We start from the raw sequence: 18,460 nt of genomic DNA, 5'->3' as shown, positions 1-18,460 counted from the left end.
GTTGCCCTTGGATTGTAAATCCAAGATCCCCGGAGATATAAGGCGGTAGAGATGAAATTAACGGAGTACTTGAAGCAAGTTGTAAACGACGAGCAATGGGTTTATAAAGAGGACTGCGACCTCTATGCTTGTGGTATAACGCCAGATATCGTTGACGAGGAGCTGCTCTTGAAGGTTGCATCCAAGTTACACAAACAAAAGGAAAGGGAGTCCTTTTGGAATGACCTGCTTGATTATTTGCCAGAAAAATCTTTAACTCAAAATGTATTCGCTTATCTTTTAGAAAATAAAATTGCATTGGTCTCCCTGGCGCACAGGCGCTCTGACGATGAGAGATTGAAGAAGCTGATTCCGTATGCGGAAGAAGCGCTGTTTACATTAGCAAAGCGATATTATGGACAAAGCGAATATTATCCTTCGGATTTTAACGGCGAGAGCAAATATTCCGCCGAGGACTTTGCTGGTTTTCTTTGCGAATATTATTACGACGCGTTATTGGAGCAGCTGGGCTCGCTTAAACCGGACGATCCGGAAAAGGAAATAATACTGTTTTATTTCTATTCCAATAAGCATCGCCCGGATGTTGAAAAACTGATTGAGTTGAGGTGTCTTGAGATAACAAACGATCCCGTGATGATTCAATCGGCCTATGAGAGAAACGACCCCCTCTGTTTCCTTGCTTTGTCGAGGAATATGTTTGCCACTAGAGACATGTTGGAGTCATTGGGAAACGCGTCCGACATTGAAAATGCGTCGTGTATAAGGAGCAATGCCCGAAAGACGCTCTCGATCAAAAAGTACCTGGATTCCCATGAAGGAACTCCTCAGATCACTACCAATAAGGCATACCAGGACCCTAAAATGGCTGTGGAATGCATGACACTGCTGATGCGTACCGTATGGCAGGACACCGACTTTCAGCTCCTCAACGAGTTGCTTGCAACTGGCATGGATGTCAACGAAAAGAATGTATATGGTATGACGGCTTTGATGTATGCCGCGTGGCGGGATGTCCCCAGCATAGAGGTTGTCAGCGCATTGCTCGATGCTGGAGCGGACGTGAATGTGAAGGATGAGGGCGGCATGACGGCGCTGATGTACTCCGTGTGGGGAGAGGCACCCAATGCTGAAGTTATCGGTAGCTTGCTCGATGCTGGAGCGGACGTGAATGTGAGGGATGAGGACGGCATGACGGCGCTGATGTACTCCGTGTGGGGGGAGGCCTCCAATGTCGGAGTCATCCGTACATTGCTCGATGCCGGAGCGGACGTGAATGCAAAGGACGAAAACGGCATGACGGCATTGATGTACTCCGTGTGGGGGGATACCCCCAATGTTGAGACCATCGGTACATTACTTGATGCTGGAGCAGAAGTTAGCATGAAGGACCATGAGGGCAAGCGGGTCATTGATCATGCGAGGGTGAATGAGAGGTTAAAAGGGACGGATACGCTCAAACGCCTGGAGAACGCGAGCCGGTAAGGTAAACGCCGTAAAAAAGCATCGGCAACTTGACAATGGAATAGAGTGCCTGATCATCCTAGGGGACATGCTCATATTCAGGAAGGCGGAAAGCGAATTGCATCTATTGACGAACTAGGCGAAGTAGTAGTTGGAAAGCTGAGCGTAAAAGCAAAAAGATTTGTCGATAAATACTCACAGCAGATTAAAGATGGGATAAAGGAGTGGTATTATGCTCGGTAAAGTAACTCTTGGATCAGTAAAATCGATAACGTTGAAAGAGATCATGAAGCTAAGTGATGCGGAAATGAATGTTGTGTGCGATGCACTCTTTAATGATGATTACAATGACGAGTGGTTTGAGCAAGCAGGGCGGGAAAGCAACAGAGAGACGCTCTTAGCGCTGATAGAAAAGAGCTATTCATTATGTGGAGTTGTTGGTTTCCTTGACAACCTTTTATGCTATGTAAGCAGCAAGGCAGTTACTGATGATGTATTTCAGAAGATCATCAAGTATCCGTCCCGCAGCACACGTCGATCGCTTATGATTTCACTGGCGCATAGTCAAATTGCGATCTATCAGCTTGAATATATCTGCAGCAAGCAAATTTGCACCGAGGCATTTTGCCAATTGGCTAACATCATAAATACAGACAGTAATTTTACCATTACAGATTTGGAACATTTACTTAACAACAGTAAGAAAATGGTCAAAGAAGTGGTTCCTATCGAGGAATATCTTATGGATGATCGCATCTCAAACGAGAAGAAAAGTATGCTGAAAGAATGGTGGAAAAACCTGGAGCATGCTAAGAATATTCATGATCTGTTGTGACCGATTGAGTATCCCCCCGCTTTAGCTGTAAGGGAACTTATATTGGTCTCACAATAAAGCTTTTAATTTCTTGATAAAGTACCTGAAAGAATTGAAGAGAAGCTCATGAAGCAGGCATTTCAATGACGTAGCAGAACGGTCAACTGTTTTTCTTTGCTGCCATTAAACGAATGTCAATCTTAAAGTCTGGCACCTTGATAATCGAAATAAAGGTATTGCGCCACGGGGCAGGAGGGCGCGAACGTGGCGGTAGAGGAGTACGGCTACGACTGGCGCGGTAACCGCATCCGGAAATCGCGGGCGAGCGCTTTGACCGGACGACGGAGCTGTATCAGCTGCGGGCGCGGTACATGGACCCGAAGACGGGGACGTTCCTGAGCCTGGATCCGCACCAGGGGAACCGGCAAGATCCGCTGAGCCTGCACAAGTACCTGTACGCCAACGCGAACCCCGTCAACAACACCGACCCGACAGGGCTGTTCTCGCTGGGAGAAATGACGGGTTCGCTGTTTGTTCTGGACATTTTGAATGGCACGGTTACGCTGAACTACGCACTGGCATTCCAGATGTTGATGAACGCAGCCCACGTTGCCAACGTCTCGTATTCAATAACGGCACTGGTCACGGCTGCTCTGACGGGAAAAACCGAAGGGGTCCTGCTTGCAATAGCGAATGGGCTTGTCTCAATTGCAAGCTTTTCCAGGATCTGTGAATCGCATCTTGCAATGCAGATACTTACGAAAGCTCTTGCAGCGTATGGAGCAAACGAGAGCTTGGAGGCTTTTCTGAAAGCCGTTCGGGATGACGACGTTCCCCAAATGTTGTTATCCGCTCTGCAGCTTTCGTTGAACCTTGCCGTGCTGCATGAAACCTGCTTTGACGGCGACACGTTGGTGGCGACGGAGGCGGGGTTCAAGCGCATCGACGAGGTTCAGGCCGGGGACCGGGTGTGGTCGTACAACGTCGAGACCGGCGAGAGGGCGCTGAAGGCGGTCAAGGAGGTCCTCGTCCGGGAGAACGACGAGCTTCTGCACATCGAGACGAGCCGGGGCGCCATCGATGCGACGACCAACCACCCGTTCTACGTCGTGGGCAAGGGCTGGGTAGCGGCGGGGGACCTGGTGGTTGGGGACGCGATCCAGGCGCTCTCCGGGGATGCAGGGGTTGTAACGGGACTGAGGCTTGAGAAGCTGGAGTCCCCGATCCCCGTCTACAACCTCGACGTCGAGGACTTCCACTCCTACTTCGTCGCCGGCGGCGTGCTGGTGCATAATGTATGCGTAGAAGGAAGAGGTTTGACCGGCCGTACTGAGCCGAGGAACTTGATGGAGGAAATGGCTTGTGAGGCAGCAAAAAAGTATCCATTTGAGGAACATAGTGGAAAGGAGCTTATGAAAATAGTGGATGAGATTGGAGATGAAAGATGGAAAGGATGGCAAATATTGTCTAGGTTGTGTTAACACAAGAGCAAGAAGTCGACAACAAAAGCAAAAAGCAGGAAGCCCAGGAAAATGACATCCAACTTATCGTACCGCGTAGCAATACGACGAAACCTTTTGACCCTGCAGAAAAGACGTTCGATCTCGTTCCGTCTCTTGTAAAGCTCTACATCATACGGCCAGGGCTTCTTCGCGTTACTCTTGGGCGGAACGACCGGCTCCAACACATATTCTTCCGCAAGACGACGTGTCGCCACTCCACAATAGGCCTTATCCATCAACAATTTGCATCCCGGCGTCAGCAACTCCTTCAGCCGCTCTATCAACTTGCGGCCTTCCGGACCGTCATGAGCATTGCCGGGCGAGAGATGAAAAATCAACGGACAAGCGGGACCCGCGGCAACCAGATGAATCTTGGTGGTCCATCCTCCACGGGACTTGCCGATAGATTGAGGACCCCCTTTTTTAAAGCTCCCGTCCCATCAGGATGAACTTTGACGCAGGAACTGTCTAAACACACCGCTTCAAGCCTCATGCGGAGAAGACGCTCGTGCTACAGGCGTTCAAAAACCTTATCCAGAACACCGGACTTGTACCAGCGGCTCATGCGCATGTAGATTGTATGCCAGTTTCCAAACTTTTCCGGGAGCCTCCTCCATTTGCACCCGTTTTCCATGACATACAGAATGGCATTGAGCACTCTAAGGTTGTCGTAAGCGACATTACCTCGGTGGACAGGGAAACAATCTGCTATACGCTCGTATTGCACCTGGCTGATCTCCATCATGCAACTATTTTGACATACCTTCACCCTTTTGACAATGTTTTTGAGTGAACACACCCTAGGTTCCCCTCTTTTTGGTCCTTGACATGGGGACCACTATAGACAACTGGCTGATGCTGAAGCGCGTGGAGATATCGGTCTTCACGGACAACGGACGGGCCGTCCGCCTGTACGAGTCGCTGGGGTTTGTCGTCGAGGGGACGAAGCGGTATGCCGCCGTCAAGAACGGCGTCCACGCCGACGAGTACCTGATGGCACGCTACGGGAAGTAGCGGCGGTTTCTTTGCAGAAAAAGCCGGCCCGCTCGAACGGAGGACCGGCTTTTCTCAAGTTTGTCATGCGCTCGATTTCCTCTGTCTCTCATGCTTATCGAGCGAGTCACAAAATCGACCAAATTCCGTACACGCGTCCCGAACCGATTGCGGTGCGTCATCGCATCTCGCGTCTCGGCTACGGCACTCGGTATACTTTTCAAAAAACCTTTTGCCATAATGGCCCGCTTTGGCTTTCTTGTATCTTTGCTTGTAGTCCTTGATCTCGTCGACTGCTTCTTCTCCATCGATCCAGGCAAACCACGTTTCGATATTCCTTTTGGGAACAAGACACAAAACCCGATCCTCTTTGCAGATTTTCGGTAGTCCCCTGGAGTGCAGCTCCTCATTCCACTGTTTTACGCGATCCGACAGATTGGGATCGTTTTTGTCCGCGTCGCTTACGAGCACAAGAAAAACATTCTCACGGTTTTTACGAATCTTGTCCAATGCCTCGGGCAAACGTTCTCTCACATGTCCCTCAGCGGAGCGGGCTCCGTCGACCAACGGATAGGTGTCGAATTTCCTATCGCCGATCCCTAAAGACTTAAAAAATGTGCGTACGAAATAGTTGTGCTCCTGATCCTCACAGAGTATGAACACTCGATATCTAGAAAGGTCAAGCATTGTCGCACTCCTCCCACTCCATCAGGCGGAGCTTGTCGACGAGGGGGTCGTCATCGTCATCGGTACGCCGCTCGACGACCACTTTCGGCGGAGTCCCCTCCAGAGAGAGAATCATTGCGTTTTTATTGTGCCAATTCAACGTCCGGGGATTATGCGAGATGATAATAAATTGTATGTCCCGCTCCTCCCAGGCGTCGTTCATCGCCTCCAGCCAAGGCTGTAGCTCGCTAAGAGCCAAAAAGTTCTCCGGTTCGTCGATAAGCACGGTGCTTCCGTTGGGGATATTGGCGAGGATCGAGTAGAGCGCGAGAAGGGTTTTCTGACCGTCCGACAGCTCATTGAATTCGATATCGTTTTCCCTTCCGTTGAACTCAACCTTCACGGCAAGCGCGTGCCAATCGCCTTTTTTGATGTAGCGGATATCGACAAGGCCGGGGATGAAATATTTCGACTGCTCAACGACCCTAGCTTGTCTCATGAGCTGCTGAGTTGCACGCAGGAAACGCCACGCGGCAAAGTTTTCTCCGTACAAGGCAAGAGTTTCCATCGGTTTTTCCACATCCTGCTTCATCAGCGCGGGAACGAGGTGAAACGCATACAGCGACGCAACCTGCTTGCCAAATCTCCGGATTCGGCTGTTGTTGCTCGAACCGACGACCAAGCCGGAGCGCTTCCAGTCACTTCTGAAGGCTAGCTTTTTCTCGTCGTCCGTGAACATTTCTATTCTGCCTTCCTGAAATCGCAACAACAACGCCTCACCCAGCCGAAGCGACTCGTGTTGAACCCTGGAGATTTTTTCCAGGAAATTGTACCGAACCGTCAAATCATAGATGTAAAGCGGCTGTTCATCAGATTCAATCTCAAGCTTGACAGACATTTCTCCCCAGCCGTTCTCCTCGGTGCACCACCTACAAAACGTGCGGAAAGGAAAGGCGTCCTCCACCGAGCATGCGATGGTGTCCGAGTGATCGGGTATGGCGAGAAATCGCGTCAGGGCGTAGACGATTTCAATGACAGACGTTTTCCCGCTGCCGTTTGGGCCGCACAACAGATTGACCCCACCGTCCAGTTCAAGAGCAAAGTTACGAAACAACTTATAATTGTGGATCTCCAATTTCCGGATCATGCGTATCCCACCTCCTGACATACCTCGTAGCGTCAGTTATGCAAAGAAAACGCTGATTGAATCTATGAAGTATCCCAATGGTACCCCAATAGTGGTCCCCATGTCAAGAACCCCAAAAAGGAAGAAGAGTTTAGGGTGTGTCATCGATTGACGAAATATGGACAGCGACAGTAAAGAAAGTAGCCTCTAGGTTGAAGTTAGGTGAACTTATAATTGTCAGGGGAGAAAAGCACTCAGATGACACGCCGTTACGCTTTGCGGGATGACCAATGGGAACGCATCAAGGATTTTCTGCCGGGACAACCCGGCTATGTTGGTGCCAACGGCAAGGATAACCGCCTTTTCGTTGAAACGGTCTTATTCCGTTATCGGGCCGGAATCCCATGGCGAGACCTTCCTGAACGTTTCGGAGATTTTCGCGTCGTCCACACTCGCTTCTCCCGGTGGTGCAAGAGCGGAGTCTGGAAACGTATCTTCGAGACGTTGGCGGAAGACGCCGACAACGAATATGCCATGATTGATTCGACCATTGTCCGCGCTCACCAGCATAGCGCGGGGGCAAAAAAAGCAGCCCGGATGAGGAAGCCATTGGTCGCAGCCGTGGAGGTCTCAGCACCAAAATTCATGCGACGGTTGATGCGCTGGGAAACCCCACAAGCTTTTTACTGACGCCTGGCCAGGCTCACGATCTTGCAGGAGCGGATCAGCTTTTGCCCGAAGTAAGGGCGAAAACGGTAATCGCGGACAAGGGTTACGATGCTCAAGAACGGGTTATCGGCCTCTTGGAGAAGTCCGGGAAGAAAGCTATTATCCCGTCTAAGAGCAATGCAAAAGAACCGCGTATTTTCGATGAGCGGGATAAAGACCTTTACGGAGCCCTTCAATTTGATTGAGATTGATTGAGGACTTTTTGCACGCTTGAAACAATATCGAGCAATAGCAATAGCAATACGTTACGACAAGAGAGCTGTTCATTTCCAGAGCGCTGTTTATCTCGCCGCTATTATTGTGGTATGGCTTATTTGTGACACGCCCTAAGTTAACCTATCTTCAACCTGGGATCTACTTTACTGGCTCTATCCAAATTTTGTCAATTGATGACACACCTCAGTATAGCACCAAGCGCCTGCTGAAGCTGAAGTAGGGCGAAAATCGAAGGGGCGGGCGCCGAAGCACCCGCCCTTCTTTCTTAAAGCGCTCTTAAAGCGCTCACACCCTCTCCTTCAGCCACCTCGCGATCTCCTGCAGCCGGGCCAGGCGCGGCTGGGGTCGGCCTGAGCGGGATAGTTCGTGGTTCTCGCCCTTGAAGACGCACATGCGGGACTCCACACCTCCACGCTTCAGTGCCGTGAAGAGTTGCAACCCCTGCCCCAGGTCGCAGCGGTGGTCCTCGTCGGAGTGGATGACGAGCGTCGGCGTCCTCATCTGGTTGGCGTACTTCAGGGGCGAACGGTCCCACAGGGTCTCCACGCTGTCCCCAACGTCCGCTCCGTGCTGGTCCGGGTCGAAGTAGTAGCCGATGTCGGTCATGCCGGTCATGGAGACCCAGTTGCAGATGCTGCGCTGGGTCGCTGCAGCGCGGAAGCGGTTGGTGTGCCCGATGATCCAGTTGGTCATGAAGCCCCCGTAACTGCCGCCCGTCACGCCCAGGCGGTCGCCGTCCACAAAGGGCAGGGTCTGAACGGCCCAATCCACGAAGGCCATCAGGTCTTCGTAGTCCACGGTCCCGTACTTGCCCCGGATGTCGTCAAAGCCGCCGCCCTTGCCGTCGCTGCCCCGTGGGTTGCAGAAGAGGACGGCGAACCCCTCCGCTGCCCAGCACTGCATCTCGTGGACGAACACGTCGCTGAAGGTCGCCTTGGGGCCGCCGTGTATGTGCAGGATGGCGGGGTACTTCTTCCCCACCTCGAAGCCGATGGGGCGCATGTACCAGCAGTCCAGCCCATCGGGCGTCCCGTTCTCCAGTCGGACGTACTCCGGGACGCTCAGGTCCGTCCCCTCGAGGGCCGCCGTGTTCAGGCCCGTCAGGCGCCGCTCCGCGCCGTCCTCGATCAGGTAGAGCTCCTGCAGGGAGAGCCCTTCGAGGCCCACGACGACCGCGCGTCCGTCCTTCACGTCGAAGTCGTCCACGCTGCGGAGCATCCGCGTGACCTGCACGACCGCGCCCTGCGCGTCCACGGTCGAGAGGCGGGAGCGCCAGCCCTCCGTGGAGATGAACCATGCCTTGTCCCCGTCCACGAGGAAGCTCTCCCCGATGGGGCCGATGCCGTACCGGCAGTCGCAGATGATGGAGTTGTGCAGGCTGCGATCCCAGTCCGGGGTCAGGCAGCGGGGGGCGGCGCCCTCCCGCGCCATGAAGAACCGCTTGTTCTCGTTGAGGCCGTGGCGCTTCATGTCCGTGCCCGCCAGCAGGACCTCCCCCTCGAAGAACGCGGCGCAGCCCCAGGCGTACTGCCCCTGCGGCAGGCGCTCCTTCAGGGTCTTCGAGCTCAGGTCGATCTCCCAGACCCCCGTGGTCAGCGGCATGACGTCCTCGTAGTCCACCCCCGTAAGGAGGACGCGCGTTCCGTCCGGCGACGGGCGCACCTGTCGGACGTCCATCGTCTCCGGGGTCAGGTCCTCCAGCTTAGAGCCCTCCAGGGTGAGGAGCGAGAGGCGGGACCTCTGCTGGGCCGTGAAGCCCTTGCCGTTGGAGTTGAAGGGTATCTGCTGAAAGACCATGTAGTCCGCGTCCTCGAAGCGCTCGCCCTTGCGGGGGTCCGTGGTCTTCAGGAGGAGCCTGCCGTCCCCCAGGTCCCACAGGGCCGTGACCGTGCGAGGCAGGGCGGCCAGGAAGCGGGCCTCGCCTCCGGCAACGTTCATGCGGTAGAGCCGGGAGTCCCTGGGCGCGTCCGGGGCGGGTTCGGGCTCTCCGGGCTGAGGGCTGCGGCCGCTGACGAAGATCAGGTCCCGCCCGTCCTGCGACCAGCAGAAGGCCCGCTCCGTCCCGGAGAAGGTCAGCTGGGAGGTTTGGGCGGACGTCAGGTCGCAGAGCCAGAGGCAGGAGAGGTAGCGGTTGCCCTCAAGGTCCCCCTGGTGTACGGCGAAGGCCGCCTTGGCCCCATTCGGCGAGATGCGCGGCGAGGAGATGAAGCGGTACTTCATGAGGTCGTGAAACTGAACGCGATTGAGCTCGTTTTTCTCCATAGTGTCGTCTCCCTCATCGTGCGCCCGGTCCTGCGGACGCTTTCTTTTTATCCTGCATCCCTACATCAAAAAGACGGCCCGCATCGCCTCGTTCGCCGGCCGTCGTCCCCCGGCGGGACGCTCGTGATTATTATACCGTTTCGGAGGGGCCGGATGCGGATGGATCAGGCGTTCGTTTGGCGCGTCGCGTCGGAGTTTCAGGCTGCGATCCTGCGGCGTGTGCCCTATGGACCGGATCAACGGGAAAGCATCCGTCCGATCCCATTCAGGTAACGTTGAACGTCAGACAATTTAAGGGATCGTTGACGCAACCTTGGGGGGACGGCGGGCGCGGGCCCCAAAACCGCAGTAAATAAGGAGAGCGCCAGGCAGGGACGGTTTAGAAAGACAGCGATTCCTTAAAATGCTTGCATTGCTTGCATTTTTTGTGGACTTCTGGTACTTTACGTTTGACCCTGTGTGTGGCGGGCGTTTTGTCTGCGTCGTGGTTCGTTTGGCTGGTGCCCGTTCGCGCTGTGGGAACGTCGGGGCCCTGGGGAGGTGAGCGAGGCGTCTTGAGACGTTCGTGAAGGGGAAGGTGACAAGGGGGTCGGGAGTTTTGTTTCAGGGAGTCAGGGTTTGGATCTGCTTTTTTGTGAGTTTGTGAGGAGGATGAGAAGATGAATTTGAACAGGAAGTTTTTGCGCACGGCGGCGCTGGGGGCGATCCTTGCCCTGGCCTTCGCCGGGACCGCGCTGGCGGCGATTAAGACGTGGACGGGTGGAGGGACTGATCCTCATAAGTGGGATGCTGATGATAACTGGACCCCCAATAAGCCGGGGGACACCGACACGGCGATCATCAGTACGGACGCCACGATCACAACGCTTGATGCTGATGCCTCAGTTGCTATTCTGGGGTTCGTGGAGGGGGGTAAACTGACCGTTAATATTGCTGCTAATAAATTGACGGTCAAAGGAATCCAGGTCGCGGAGGCCCCAGAGGCCACGTTGCGTGTTGCGGGTAACCCCGGTAACTTCGTCTGGGGCGATGCAGGCAGTTCTCCCGTTAAAATTCTAGAAGGTTCGAAGCTCATCCTTCAAGCTGCTGCTCCCCATAAAGTCACAGGCGTAGCCGGCCCCCTGACCCTCTCCGGCGCGGGCACGCTGACTCTGAAGGCTCCGGTGGCGACGGTCAATGCCCTGAAGATCGAGAACGGCGGCACGCTGGTCGTGGACGTCGATGACGCCCTGCCGGCCCTTGCGGCAACGGGTCTGAATAACATCGCCAAGGGCAATCTCGTGGTCAATGCGGAGGACTTCGGCAGCGCCGCCACGGTTCTGACCCTGAAGGATGGCAACCTGACGCTGAACAATCCGATGAAGGAGGCCCTCAAGACCGTGGAGGTCTGGAGCGGCGACCTGGTTGTTGCGGAGGGCGTCGAGATCGGCAACCCGCTCACTCCGACCGGTGAGCTGAAGCTGGGATCTGCCGCCGACAAGGTCGGACATCTTAAGCTCAACGGGGACATGACCCTCGCGAAGCTGGCGACGGAGGACACCGCAAACACGATCACGGTCGCGAGCGGCAAGACCCTGATCATCAAAGAACTTACTGGTGATAACCTCAACGCCGAGGTGACCGGGAACCTGAAGCTGACACTTGCGGATACCAAGACAGGCACCCTGAACAAGAACGTCCAGGGAAAGGTCGAGTTCGTGGCTCCCGCCGGCGGCGGAACTGCGACCCTGGCCCTCGCTGCGGACGTGACGGTGAGCTCGGTCGATTTTACGGCAGCGGCCGAGGGCGATACCTTTAAACTGGAGCTTAACAAGAACGAGATTGGAACCCTGAGCTTCGCGAAGACGAACAACGGCCTGGTGGTCAAGAGCGGTGGAGCTGCGGATACGGAGAACACAATCCACTTCCTTCAGCCTGCCGCTGACGCCACGCTGGAGCTTGCGGGTGGCACTCGAGCTCTGGTGGTCCGGGACGGAACGAAGGACGCGAACTGGAACGTGAAGGTGGGCGGAACCGAGACGTTCAGGGTGAAGGGCAGGAACCTGCTCTCCGGGACGGTCAAGGTGACGCTCGCGAATTTCAGCATCCTGACCCTGCCCAGCGGGGAGTTCCCGAATCTGGAGTTGAGTGCCGTCAACCCCGCCAACCCCGCGACGATCGAGGTCGACGCGGCGACGCAGAACCCGGTCCTGAAGGTGAAGAAGATCGACGTCGTTGCTAATAAACTGCTGAAGATGAACCGTCCCAAGACCTGGTGGAAGAGCCTGGCGGCGGGCGATACGGTCGAGTTATTGAAGGCCGAGGATGTGACTCTGAATGCCAATAGCAAGATCGAGGGCGATCCTGCTGACGACGCTGTGGCGACGATCGCGTGGGATGGCGCGAAGGCGCTGCTCCTCACGGCGAAGGGCGATCTTATTAAGGTCCCCGAGCTGGTGGCGAAGGTGACGGGCTCGGGGAACGAGCGCGTTGTAGACGTCACGGTCTCGAATGACGTTGATGTGGATGCCGCTTCTTGGCGCGCTGAGCTTTTGAGCGTTGTCGCTCCGGGCCCCGTCACGTTTACTTTACAGCCTGGGGCCACCGCGAAGGCCGCGTCCTTTAAGGTGGAGGTGGGCGCCGGTTTCACGAGCGGGACCCTGAGGGTGTACGCCAAGAACCAGGTCGTGCCAAATTTTGAGGGCTTTGTCGACGCCGACCTGAATGCCGTTCCCGGCGGCGGCGGCGGTGGCGGTGGCGGCGGCGGCGGTACGCCGGGTACGCCCGCGGCCCCGAGCATCGAGCCGAGCAGCTGGGAGACGACGAGCACCAGCGCCCCGGACGCTCAGGGGAACGTGACCGTCCAGCTCGCGGCGACGCTGAAGCTCGAGGGGACGCCGAAGTCCCTGGATGTGGTCGCCTCCGGGATGAAGGAGAAGCCGAAGGCCGAGCTGCTGGATGGCAGTGGCAAGGTCGTCGTGAGCTCCATGCCGGTGGTCAAGGCGAGCGCGAAGAGCTACAAGCTGAGGCTGACGTGCAAGACCACGAAGGCCGACATCGACTCGGGCAAGGCGGCGATCGAGAAGGTGCTGGTGGCGACGGACGACGGCAAGGTCCATCCGATCAAGGTGGGCAGGAAGCTGAAGGATATCGCCAAGCCGGGCGGAAACCCCGGGCAGCCTGGTACCCCTGGTAATCCTGGTAATCCTGGACAGCCCGGTAATCCCGGGCAGCCTGGTAACCCCGGAGACTCCAAGAAGAGCTCCGGTGGCGGATGCGACGCTGGGTTCGGTGGACTGGCGCTGGCCCTTGGCGCGGCGTTCCTTCTGAGGAGGAAGGCATAACCGCGGATAGACGCCAGCAAGTGACCCGGCCCTTCCTGGGCCGTCGGAGGGGCTGAGCCCTTTCTCAGAAGCTGAGCTCTTTCCTCGATAACCTGACGGCCCCCTTGATGGGGGCCGTCTCAATTGTTGACGCAGGAGGGCCGGCGGGCAACGGGGAACGACGCAAGAGAGAAGATCGACATTGTGAAGCTCAATGCAGAGATTGAGAAAATTGTTGCGCGCGAACAGGTCCTCCGTGACGAAATTGAGAAGATTATCGCGGAAATCGAGGTGGACAGATGAAAAAAGACGAGCGCGAAATCAGCATCGTCCGTTCCTCCGCTGCGGAATACCTCACTTTTATTACCGCTACCGGAGAAAGCGACGTAAACGCGGTGTACTTTGATGAAAATGTGTGGCTGACGCAAAAGATGATGGGGCTTTTGTATCATGTGGAAACCCACACGATCAACTATCACCTGAAAAAAATATTTGCCGATGGCGAGATCGACGAAAGCTCAGTTATTCGAAAATTTCGAGTAACTGCCGCAGACGGCAAGAGCTACAATACCAATCACTACAATTTGAGCGCCATCATTGCCGTGGGCAATAAAGTGGACTCACCCCGTGCGGTGCAGTTTAGAAAATGGGCGAACCGTATTATTGAGGAGTTTACCGTGAAGGGCTTCGCGATGGATGATGAGCGCCTGAAAAACGGCGGCACCGTCCTGACGAAGGACTATTTCAGGGAACAGTTGGAGCGTATCCGTGAGATTCGTCTTTCGGAGCGTCGGTTTTATCAAAAAATTACAGACATCTATGCCACCAGCATTGATTATGACGCCAAAGCGGAAACGACAAGGCTGTTTTTCGCACGGGTGCAGAATCAGCTTCATTGGGCCATTCACGGCGAAACGGCGGCGGAGACCATCTATCGCCGTGCCGACAGCAGCAAAGAGCACATGGGGCTGACCACCTGGAAGGATGCGCCAGGCGGCAAAATACAGAAATTCGACGTGGTGATGGCAAAGAATTATCTGACGCAGGAAGAGCTTTCCGCAATGGCGAGAATCGTCAACGCCTATCTGGACTTGGCGGAATTGCGGGCCGAGGAAGAAGTCCCCATGACCATGGAGGATTGGGCGGAACAGTTCGAGGGGGTCCCCTCCGGCTGAGCAGAAAGGAAATCCTGGTTCATGCGGGGAGCATTTCCGCAAAAATTGCCGAACGGCACGCCCTGACCGAGTTTGAAAAATACCGCGTCCGGCAGGACCGGCTGTATCAAAGCGACTTTGACCGAATGCTTCTTGAGGAAGCAGCGCCAGGTTTGCCGGCAGCTACCGAAACGGAAACCGAAAAAGACGGTGAGAGCGAATGAGCAGACTGGATGAATTGATTCAGGAATACTGCCCCGAAGGGGTGGAGTTCAAGCCGATCCAAGAGGTATATCAAAGGCTAAGGGGCACTCCAATTACTGCGGCTAAAATGGAAGAGATTGAAAAAGCCGATGGAGATGTTCGCATTTTTGCGGATGGCAAAACAGTCATTGTATAGTGGTCCTCTATTTGGGGAGCACTATATGAGGAAAGGAAGAAGAAACATGTAATTGATAATTACAGAATACTGGAGAATATCGTAAGGGGCTTCTTTGGCGGAGCCGCGATCCCGCGGCACAGGCGACGTCGGGCTGCCGTCTGTGCCGCAGGGGCGCCTCTCTCAAAGGGTGAACTCCCGCTGAAACGCCGGATCGGTCTCCGGAAAGTCCAGGCGGCTGTGGGTCCCGCGGCTCTCCTTGCGGTTCAGCGCCGCTTCGGCGATCGTCAGGATGGCCAGCGCGGACTGGCGCGTCAGGTCGTCCCGTGCCGTCACCGGCTCGTCCAGGATGGCCTTCACGGCGGAGCGGGCCGCCTCCAGGTCGGGGCCGTTCCGGTAGATTCCCAGGGCGTGGGCGGCGATGCCTCGCAGCTTCGGCAGGACCTTCCCGCGCAGGGTTGCGTCCTGAGTACATCGCAGAGGGTGAGGGGAGATCGCGCGGTCCAGGCCGCCTTCCTTTGCGATGCCCTCCGCGCAGAGGAGCCCCGAGAGCACGGCCTGGCTCGCGGCGTTTCCAGCGCAGCGGCAGGCGCCGTGCAGCCCGCCGCAGGCCTCGCCCACGGCGTAGAGCCCCTGGACGTCGGAGCGATAGTCGGCGTCGACCCGAATGCCTCCGGAGAAGCTGTGGGCCATGGGCCCTACCTCCAACAACTGTCGGTTGGGGTCGCAGCCGTTCTTCATGAGGCGGTCGTAGAACCAGGGATAGGATTGCAACACCGCGCGGTCGATGTGGCGCAGGTCCAGAAAGACGCCGCCCCTGGGACTGCCCTTGCCGCTTTGGACCTGCTTCCAGGCCTCGCGGTTGATGAGGGACTTGGGCGCGCCGCCCTCTCCCTGGGGCCGGACGGACAGAAGGAAGCGCTCACCCCGGGAGTTCAGAAGGTGTCCGCCCTCCCCCAGCATGGCGGTGGGGGCCGGCTCGCCCACCGTGCCCGGCGGGTCCATCATGACCATGGGCTCAAACTCCAGAAACTCCATGTCGATCATCGTGGCTCCGGCCTCTTTGGCCATCCCCAGGGTGTTGCCCTGGACGTCGCCCGGATAGGTGGTGGGGCCAAGAAGGCCGCCCACGCCGCCCCAGGCTGCGACCGTCGCTGGGGCGTAGACGTTGTGCGGTTCGCCGTCCTGCAGGACCGTGAACCCCTCGATGCGCCCGCCCCGCGTCAGGAGGCCCGCCACCGGACACCTGCGATGGACCTCGATGCCCGCCGCCTCGAGGCGCGTCAGCATGGCCTCCAGGATCTCGGCCCCGATGAGCCGGGTGGTTTGGCAGAGGGAGCGGGGGTGCGTGTGACCGGAGACGTGGCGGCGCTTGAGCGTCCCGTCCTCGTTGCGGGCGAAGGTCACGCCCCAACGGCACAGGAGCTCGTAGCCGTCCGCCGTCCGGCTCGTCATCCGACGTACCGTTTCCCGATCGGCGATGTCGTAACCCGCGTGCAGCATGTCCGTGCAGTACAGCTCCGGGGTGTCGCCGTAGGGGTTGTCCGGCAGGACGAAGTTGATGGCCGCGATGAAGGGCGTCCCTCCGAAGCCGTTTGCGTAGAGGGCGATGTCGCGCACGCCCAGCTCGTGGAGGCGGGCTGCTGTGGCGAGGGCGGCCAGGCCGCTGCCCGCGATGGCCACGCTGTGCCGGCTCATTCGGAAGTCCCCCCTTCCGTGAGGGCGCGCTTCCGCTTCAGGGAGTTGACGGCCAGGACCGTGACGCCGAGGACGGCCCCCACGACGGAGCTGACGTACTCCGGGGCGATCAGGCACAGGGTTGCCACGAACAGCAGCGCGCGCTCGATCACGTTCAGCTCGCCCTTGAAGTAACCGGCCACGACGACGGCCAGGAAGAAGGTTCCGGCTCCCAACTGAAGCGTCGAGATGGCGATCTCCGCCACGGAGCCCTGAAGCAGGATGGCGGGGTTGTACACGAACACGAAGGGGACCATGAAGCCGACCATCGCGAAGGTGAAGCCCTTCATGCCCGTCTTCATGGCGTTGGCCTCCGCGATGCCCGCTGCGGTGTAGGACGCCACGCAGACGGGCGGGGTGATCTGAGCCATGATGCCGTAGTAGAACACGAACATGTTGGCGCAGAGCCTCGCGACGGGGCCGCTCATGCCGCTGGCCAGCAGGATGGGCTGGATGCAGGGCACGAACAGGATGGCGCCCACCAGGTAGGCGGCTACGGTGGGCAGTGCCATGCCCAGGATCATGCAGCCGATCATGGCGATGCTCAGGGCGAGGAACAGGTTGCTGGTCCCCAGGGCGCTGATCAGGTTGGAGAGGTTGGTGGCCAGGGAGGTCTGCCCCGTGACGACGTTGATGATGATCCCGCACGCCGCCGTTGGGATGGCGATGCTGGCGGCCTGACGCGCGCCGTCCATGCAGCAGGCGGCGAGACCTCTGAGGTTGATGTAGTCGTCCCGGTTGAAGAAGCGGTTGAGGACGTTGCAGGCGATGCAGGCGAAGATGCCTACCATGCCGGACCGCATCAGCGAGGCGCCGCGGATGATCCAGACCACCAGGAGGATGGCCGGTATCAGCAGGTAGAGGCGGGGCAGGATGGCCCGCTTTATCTGGATGGTCGCGTCCACGTTGGCGTTGAGGTGGGAGGCGCGCCTGGCGGCGAGGCGGTCCACCAGGACGAACACCGCGAAGTAGTAGGCCAGCGCGGGGATGATAGCCGACGCCGCGACGCTCATGTAGTTGACCCCCAGCATCTCGGCCATGATGAAGGCGCCGACGCCCATGATGGGCGGCATGATCTGCCCGCCGGTGGAGGCCACGGCCTCGACGGCTCCGGCCTCCTCCGGGGCGTAGCCGATCTTCTTCATCATGGGGATGGTCATGACCCCTGTGGTGGCGACGTTGGCCACGGCGGAGCCGGAGATCATGCCCATGAGGCCTGAGGAGAGCACCGCGGCCTTGGCCGGCCCCCCTGCGGATTTGTTGGACACGTTCATCCCCATGTCGATCAGGAGCTGGCCGCCGCCTATGGTGGAGAAGAACGCTCCGAACACGATGAAGTAGAACAACGTGCTGGCGCTCGTATAGAGGGGTGTGCCGAACACGCCGCTCTCCGTCATGGTCATGCCCGCGGTGAACTGGTTCAGGAACTTGAGAAAGCTCTTCGGCTTCGTGTAGAGGATGCCGGGCAGGTGGGGGGACGTCCAGGCGTAGAGGATGAAGACGGCGATGAAGGCGGCCAGAGTCATCCCAAGCGTCCTGTACACCGCCACGAGGAGCAGCCCCACGGTGACGATCATGCAGGCGTAGTCGATGCCGTAGACGGGGGAGATGCTGACCACGTAGTCGGTCAGTCGGGCGTTCTGGGTCAGGGCGTACCACAGGAGGTAGGCGATCCCCGCGAAGGCCGGGAGGTCCAGCCAGTTGGTCCAGGCGTAGCGGTTGAGCTCCGTCGGGTCCGGCGCGTGGCCCTGGGATTCCGCGGCCTTCCGCACCTTTTTGCGGTGGTTGTGGTCCGCAGGGAAGTAGATGAAGACCAACGTCAGGGCGAACACCAGGTGCAGCGGGCTCTGCAGCATGGGGGGAAACTGTTTCACGAGGGCGATGTAGAGCTGAAACGCAAAGAACGCCGTGGTGACGACGACGGCGGCGACGGTCCGCGGGGCGATCTTCTTATCGGTACTCAAGTCGCTCACTTCCTTACTTGTAAGGATTTTAGGGAAACACTGATTAAGTCGTTGAGAACTGTCAACCGTATGTTCTCTATATTTAGTGTCTGAAACTTCATCAGGCCGCGCGAAGCGCGTGGGGATTGGGGCGTAGCCCCATGTTAAAATTTTAA

General features: G+C 57.3%; 15 protein-coding genes and 2 pseudogenes. 11 read left to right on the top strand and 6 right to left on the bottom strand.

Going from position 1 to position 18,460, the window contains the following annotated elements:
- Nucleotides 1–51 precede the first annotated feature (51 nt).
- The 4 genes from ACK28C_RS03070 (at nt 52) to ACK28C_RS03055 (ending at nt 3,756) form a co-directional block, all read left to right on the top strand.
- Nucleotides 52–1,482, top strand: coding sequence for an ankyrin repeat domain-containing protein (locus ACK28C_RS03070; protein ID WP_015556129.1), 1,431 nt, complete (start codon nt 52–54; stop codon nt 1,480–1,482).
- 45 nt (nt 1,483–1,527) lie between these two features.
- Nucleotides 1,528–1,704, top strand: a complete 177-nt coding sequence (locus ACK28C_RS03065; RefSeq protein WP_409152432.1) for a hypothetical protein — start codon at nt 1,528–1,530, stop codon at nt 1,702–1,704.
- Nucleotides 1,705–1,735: 31 nt separating this feature from the next.
- A complete protein-coding gene (locus ACK28C_RS03060; protein ID WP_409152431.1) occupies nt 1,736–2,296 on the top strand; it encodes a hypothetical protein in 561 nt (186 codons plus the stop codon).
- Nucleotides 2,297–2,589: 293 nt separating this feature from the next.
- The gene (locus tag ACK28C_RS03055) at nt 2,590–3,756 is read left to right on the top strand and encodes a polymorphic toxin-type HINT domain-containing protein (RefSeq protein ID WP_409152632.1); all 1,167 of its coding nucleotides are present in this window, start codon (nt 2,590–2,592) and stop codon (nt 3,754–3,756) included.
- Here ACK28C_RS03055 and ACK28C_RS03050 read toward each other — a convergent pair.
- Nucleotides 3,753–4,519, bottom strand: a pseudogene (locus tag ACK28C_RS03050) (IS5 family transposase). The gene ACK28C_RS03055 and the pseudogene ACK28C_RS03050 sit on opposite strands and share 4 nt — an antisense overlap.
- 86 nt (nt 4,520–4,605) lie before the next feature.
- Here ACK28C_RS03050 and ACK28C_RS03045 point away from each other — a divergent pair.
- Nucleotides 4,606–4,791 (top strand): hypothetical protein, encoded by a 186-nt coding sequence (locus ACK28C_RS03045; RefSeq protein WP_208872657.1) that lies wholly within the window; start codon nt 4,606–4,608, stop codon nt 4,789–4,791.
- Between the two features lie 63 nt (nt 4,792–4,854).
- On the opposite strand, the gene ACK28C_RS03040 is transcribed toward ACK28C_RS03045, so the two are convergent.
- Nucleotides 4,855–5,457 carry a hypothetical protein gene (locus tag ACK28C_RS03040; RefSeq protein ID WP_015556130.1) on the bottom strand — a complete coding sequence of 201 codons (603 nt, stop codon included), beginning with the start codon at nt 5,455–5,457 and terminating at the stop codon, nt 4,855–4,857.
- Nucleotides 5,450–6,583, bottom strand: coding sequence for an AAA family ATPase (locus tag ACK28C_RS03035; protein WP_015556131.1), 1,134 nt, complete (start codon nt 6,581–6,583; stop codon nt 5,450–5,452). Before ACK28C_RS03035 ends, ACK28C_RS03040 begins: the two co-directional genes overlap by 8 nt.
- A gap of 237 nt (nt 6,584–6,820) precedes the next feature.
- On the opposite strand from ACK28C_RS03035, the pseudogene ACK28C_RS03030 reads away from it, so the two are divergent.
- A pseudogene (locus ACK28C_RS03030) lies at nt 6,821–7,621 on the top strand (IS5 family transposase).
- Between the two features lie 171 nt (nt 7,622–7,792).
- Here ACK28C_RS03030 and ACK28C_RS03025 read toward each other — a convergent pair.
- Nucleotides 7,793–9,769: a S9 family peptidase gene (locus tag ACK28C_RS03025; protein WP_015556133.1), complete on the bottom strand. Its 1,977-nt coding sequence runs from the start codon at nt 9,767–9,769 to the stop codon at nt 7,793–7,795.
- A gap of 659 nt (nt 9,770–10,428) precedes the next feature.
- Here ACK28C_RS03025 and ACK28C_RS03020 point away from each other — a divergent pair.
- The 5 genes from ACK28C_RS03020 (at nt 10,429) to ACK28C_RS03000 (ending at nt 14,625) form a co-directional block, all read left to right on the top strand.
- Nucleotides 10,429–13,092 carry a collagen-like protein gene (locus ACK28C_RS03020; protein ID WP_208872658.1) on the top strand — a complete coding sequence of 888 codons (2,664 nt, stop codon included), beginning with the start codon at nt 10,429–10,431 and terminating at the stop codon, nt 13,090–13,092.
- 123 nt (nt 13,093–13,215) lie between these two features.
- A complete protein-coding gene (locus tag ACK28C_RS03015) occupies nt 13,216–13,374 on the top strand; it encodes a hypothetical protein (RefSeq protein WP_208872659.1) in 159 nt (52 codons plus the stop codon).
- Nucleotides 13,371–14,246, top strand: coding sequence for a RhuM family protein (gene rhuM, locus ACK28C_RS03010; RefSeq protein WP_015556134.1), 876 nt, complete (start codon nt 13,371–13,373; stop codon nt 14,244–14,246). Before ACK28C_RS03015 ends, rhuM begins: the two co-directional genes overlap by 4 nt.
- A complete protein-coding gene (locus tag ACK28C_RS03005) occupies nt 14,210–14,449 on the top strand; it encodes a hypothetical protein (RefSeq protein WP_409152665.1) in 240 nt (79 codons plus the stop codon). Before rhuM ends, ACK28C_RS03005 begins: the two co-directional genes overlap by 37 nt.
- The gene (locus ACK28C_RS03000; RefSeq protein WP_015556135.1) at nt 14,446–14,625 is read left to right on the top strand and encodes a hypothetical protein; all 180 of its coding nucleotides are present in this window, start codon (nt 14,446–14,448) and stop codon (nt 14,623–14,625) included. The genes ACK28C_RS03005 and ACK28C_RS03000 overlap by 4 nt, the downstream gene beginning before the upstream one ends.
- 162 nt (nt 14,626–14,787) lie before the next feature.
- On the opposite strand, the gene ACK28C_RS02995 is transcribed toward ACK28C_RS03000, so the two are convergent.
- Both ACK28C_RS02995 and ACK28C_RS02990 read right to left on the bottom strand, forming a co-directional pair.
- Entirely contained in the window at nt 14,788–16,302 is a 1,515-nt protein-coding gene (locus ACK28C_RS02995; protein ID WP_015556136.1) for an FAD-binding protein, read from the bottom strand.
- The gene (locus tag ACK28C_RS02990) at nt 16,299–18,305 is read right to left on the bottom strand and encodes a TRAP transporter fused permease subunit (RefSeq protein ID WP_208872660.1); all 2,007 of its coding nucleotides are present in this window, start codon (nt 18,303–18,305) and stop codon (nt 16,299–16,301) included. Before ACK28C_RS02990 ends, ACK28C_RS02995 begins: the two co-directional genes overlap by 4 nt.
- Nucleotides 18,306–18,460: the final 155 nt, after the last annotated feature.

Source organism: Fretibacterium fastidiosum, assembly GCF_964642095.1.
GTDB lineage: Bacteria > Synergistota > Synergistia > Synergistales > Aminobacteriaceae > Fretibacterium > Fretibacterium fastidiosum.
Note: the sequence above shows the minus strand (reverse complement) of the source record. Positions and strands in the feature narration are given on the sequence as shown.

Coding starts and splice junctions, on each gene's coding strand:
- rhuM (WP_015556134.1), top strand. CDS start 13,371: ATGAAAAAAGACGAGCGCGAAATCAGCATCGTCCGTTCCTCCGCTGCG.
- ACK28C_RS03070 (WP_015556129.1), top strand. CDS start 52: ATGAAATTAACGGAGTACTTGAAGCAAGTTGTAAACGACGAGCAATGG.
- ACK28C_RS03000 (WP_015556135.1), top strand. CDS start 14,446: ATGAGCAGACTGGATGAATTGATTCAGGAATACTGCCCCGAAGGGGTG.
- ACK28C_RS02995 (WP_015556136.1), bottom strand. CDS start 16,302: ATGAGCCGGCACAGCGTGGCCATCGCGGGCAGCGGCCTGGCCGCCCTC.
- ACK28C_RS03035 (WP_015556131.1), bottom strand. CDS start 6,583: ATGATCCGGAAATTGGAGATCCACAATTATAAGTTGTTTCGTAACTTT.
- ACK28C_RS03020 (WP_208872658.1), top strand. CDS start 10,429: ATGAATTTGAACAGGAAGTTTTTGCGCACGGCGGCGCTGGGGGCGATC.
- ACK28C_RS03045 (WP_208872657.1), top strand. CDS start 4,606: ATGGGGACCACTATAGACAACTGGCTGATGCTGAAGCGCGTGGAGATA.
- ACK28C_RS03040 (WP_015556130.1), bottom strand. CDS start 5,457: ATGCTTGACCTTTCTAGATATCGAGTGTTCATACTCTGTGAGGATCAG.
- ACK28C_RS03025 (WP_015556133.1), bottom strand. CDS start 9,769: ATGGAGAAAAACGAGCTCAATCGCGTTCAGTTTCACGACCTCATGAAG.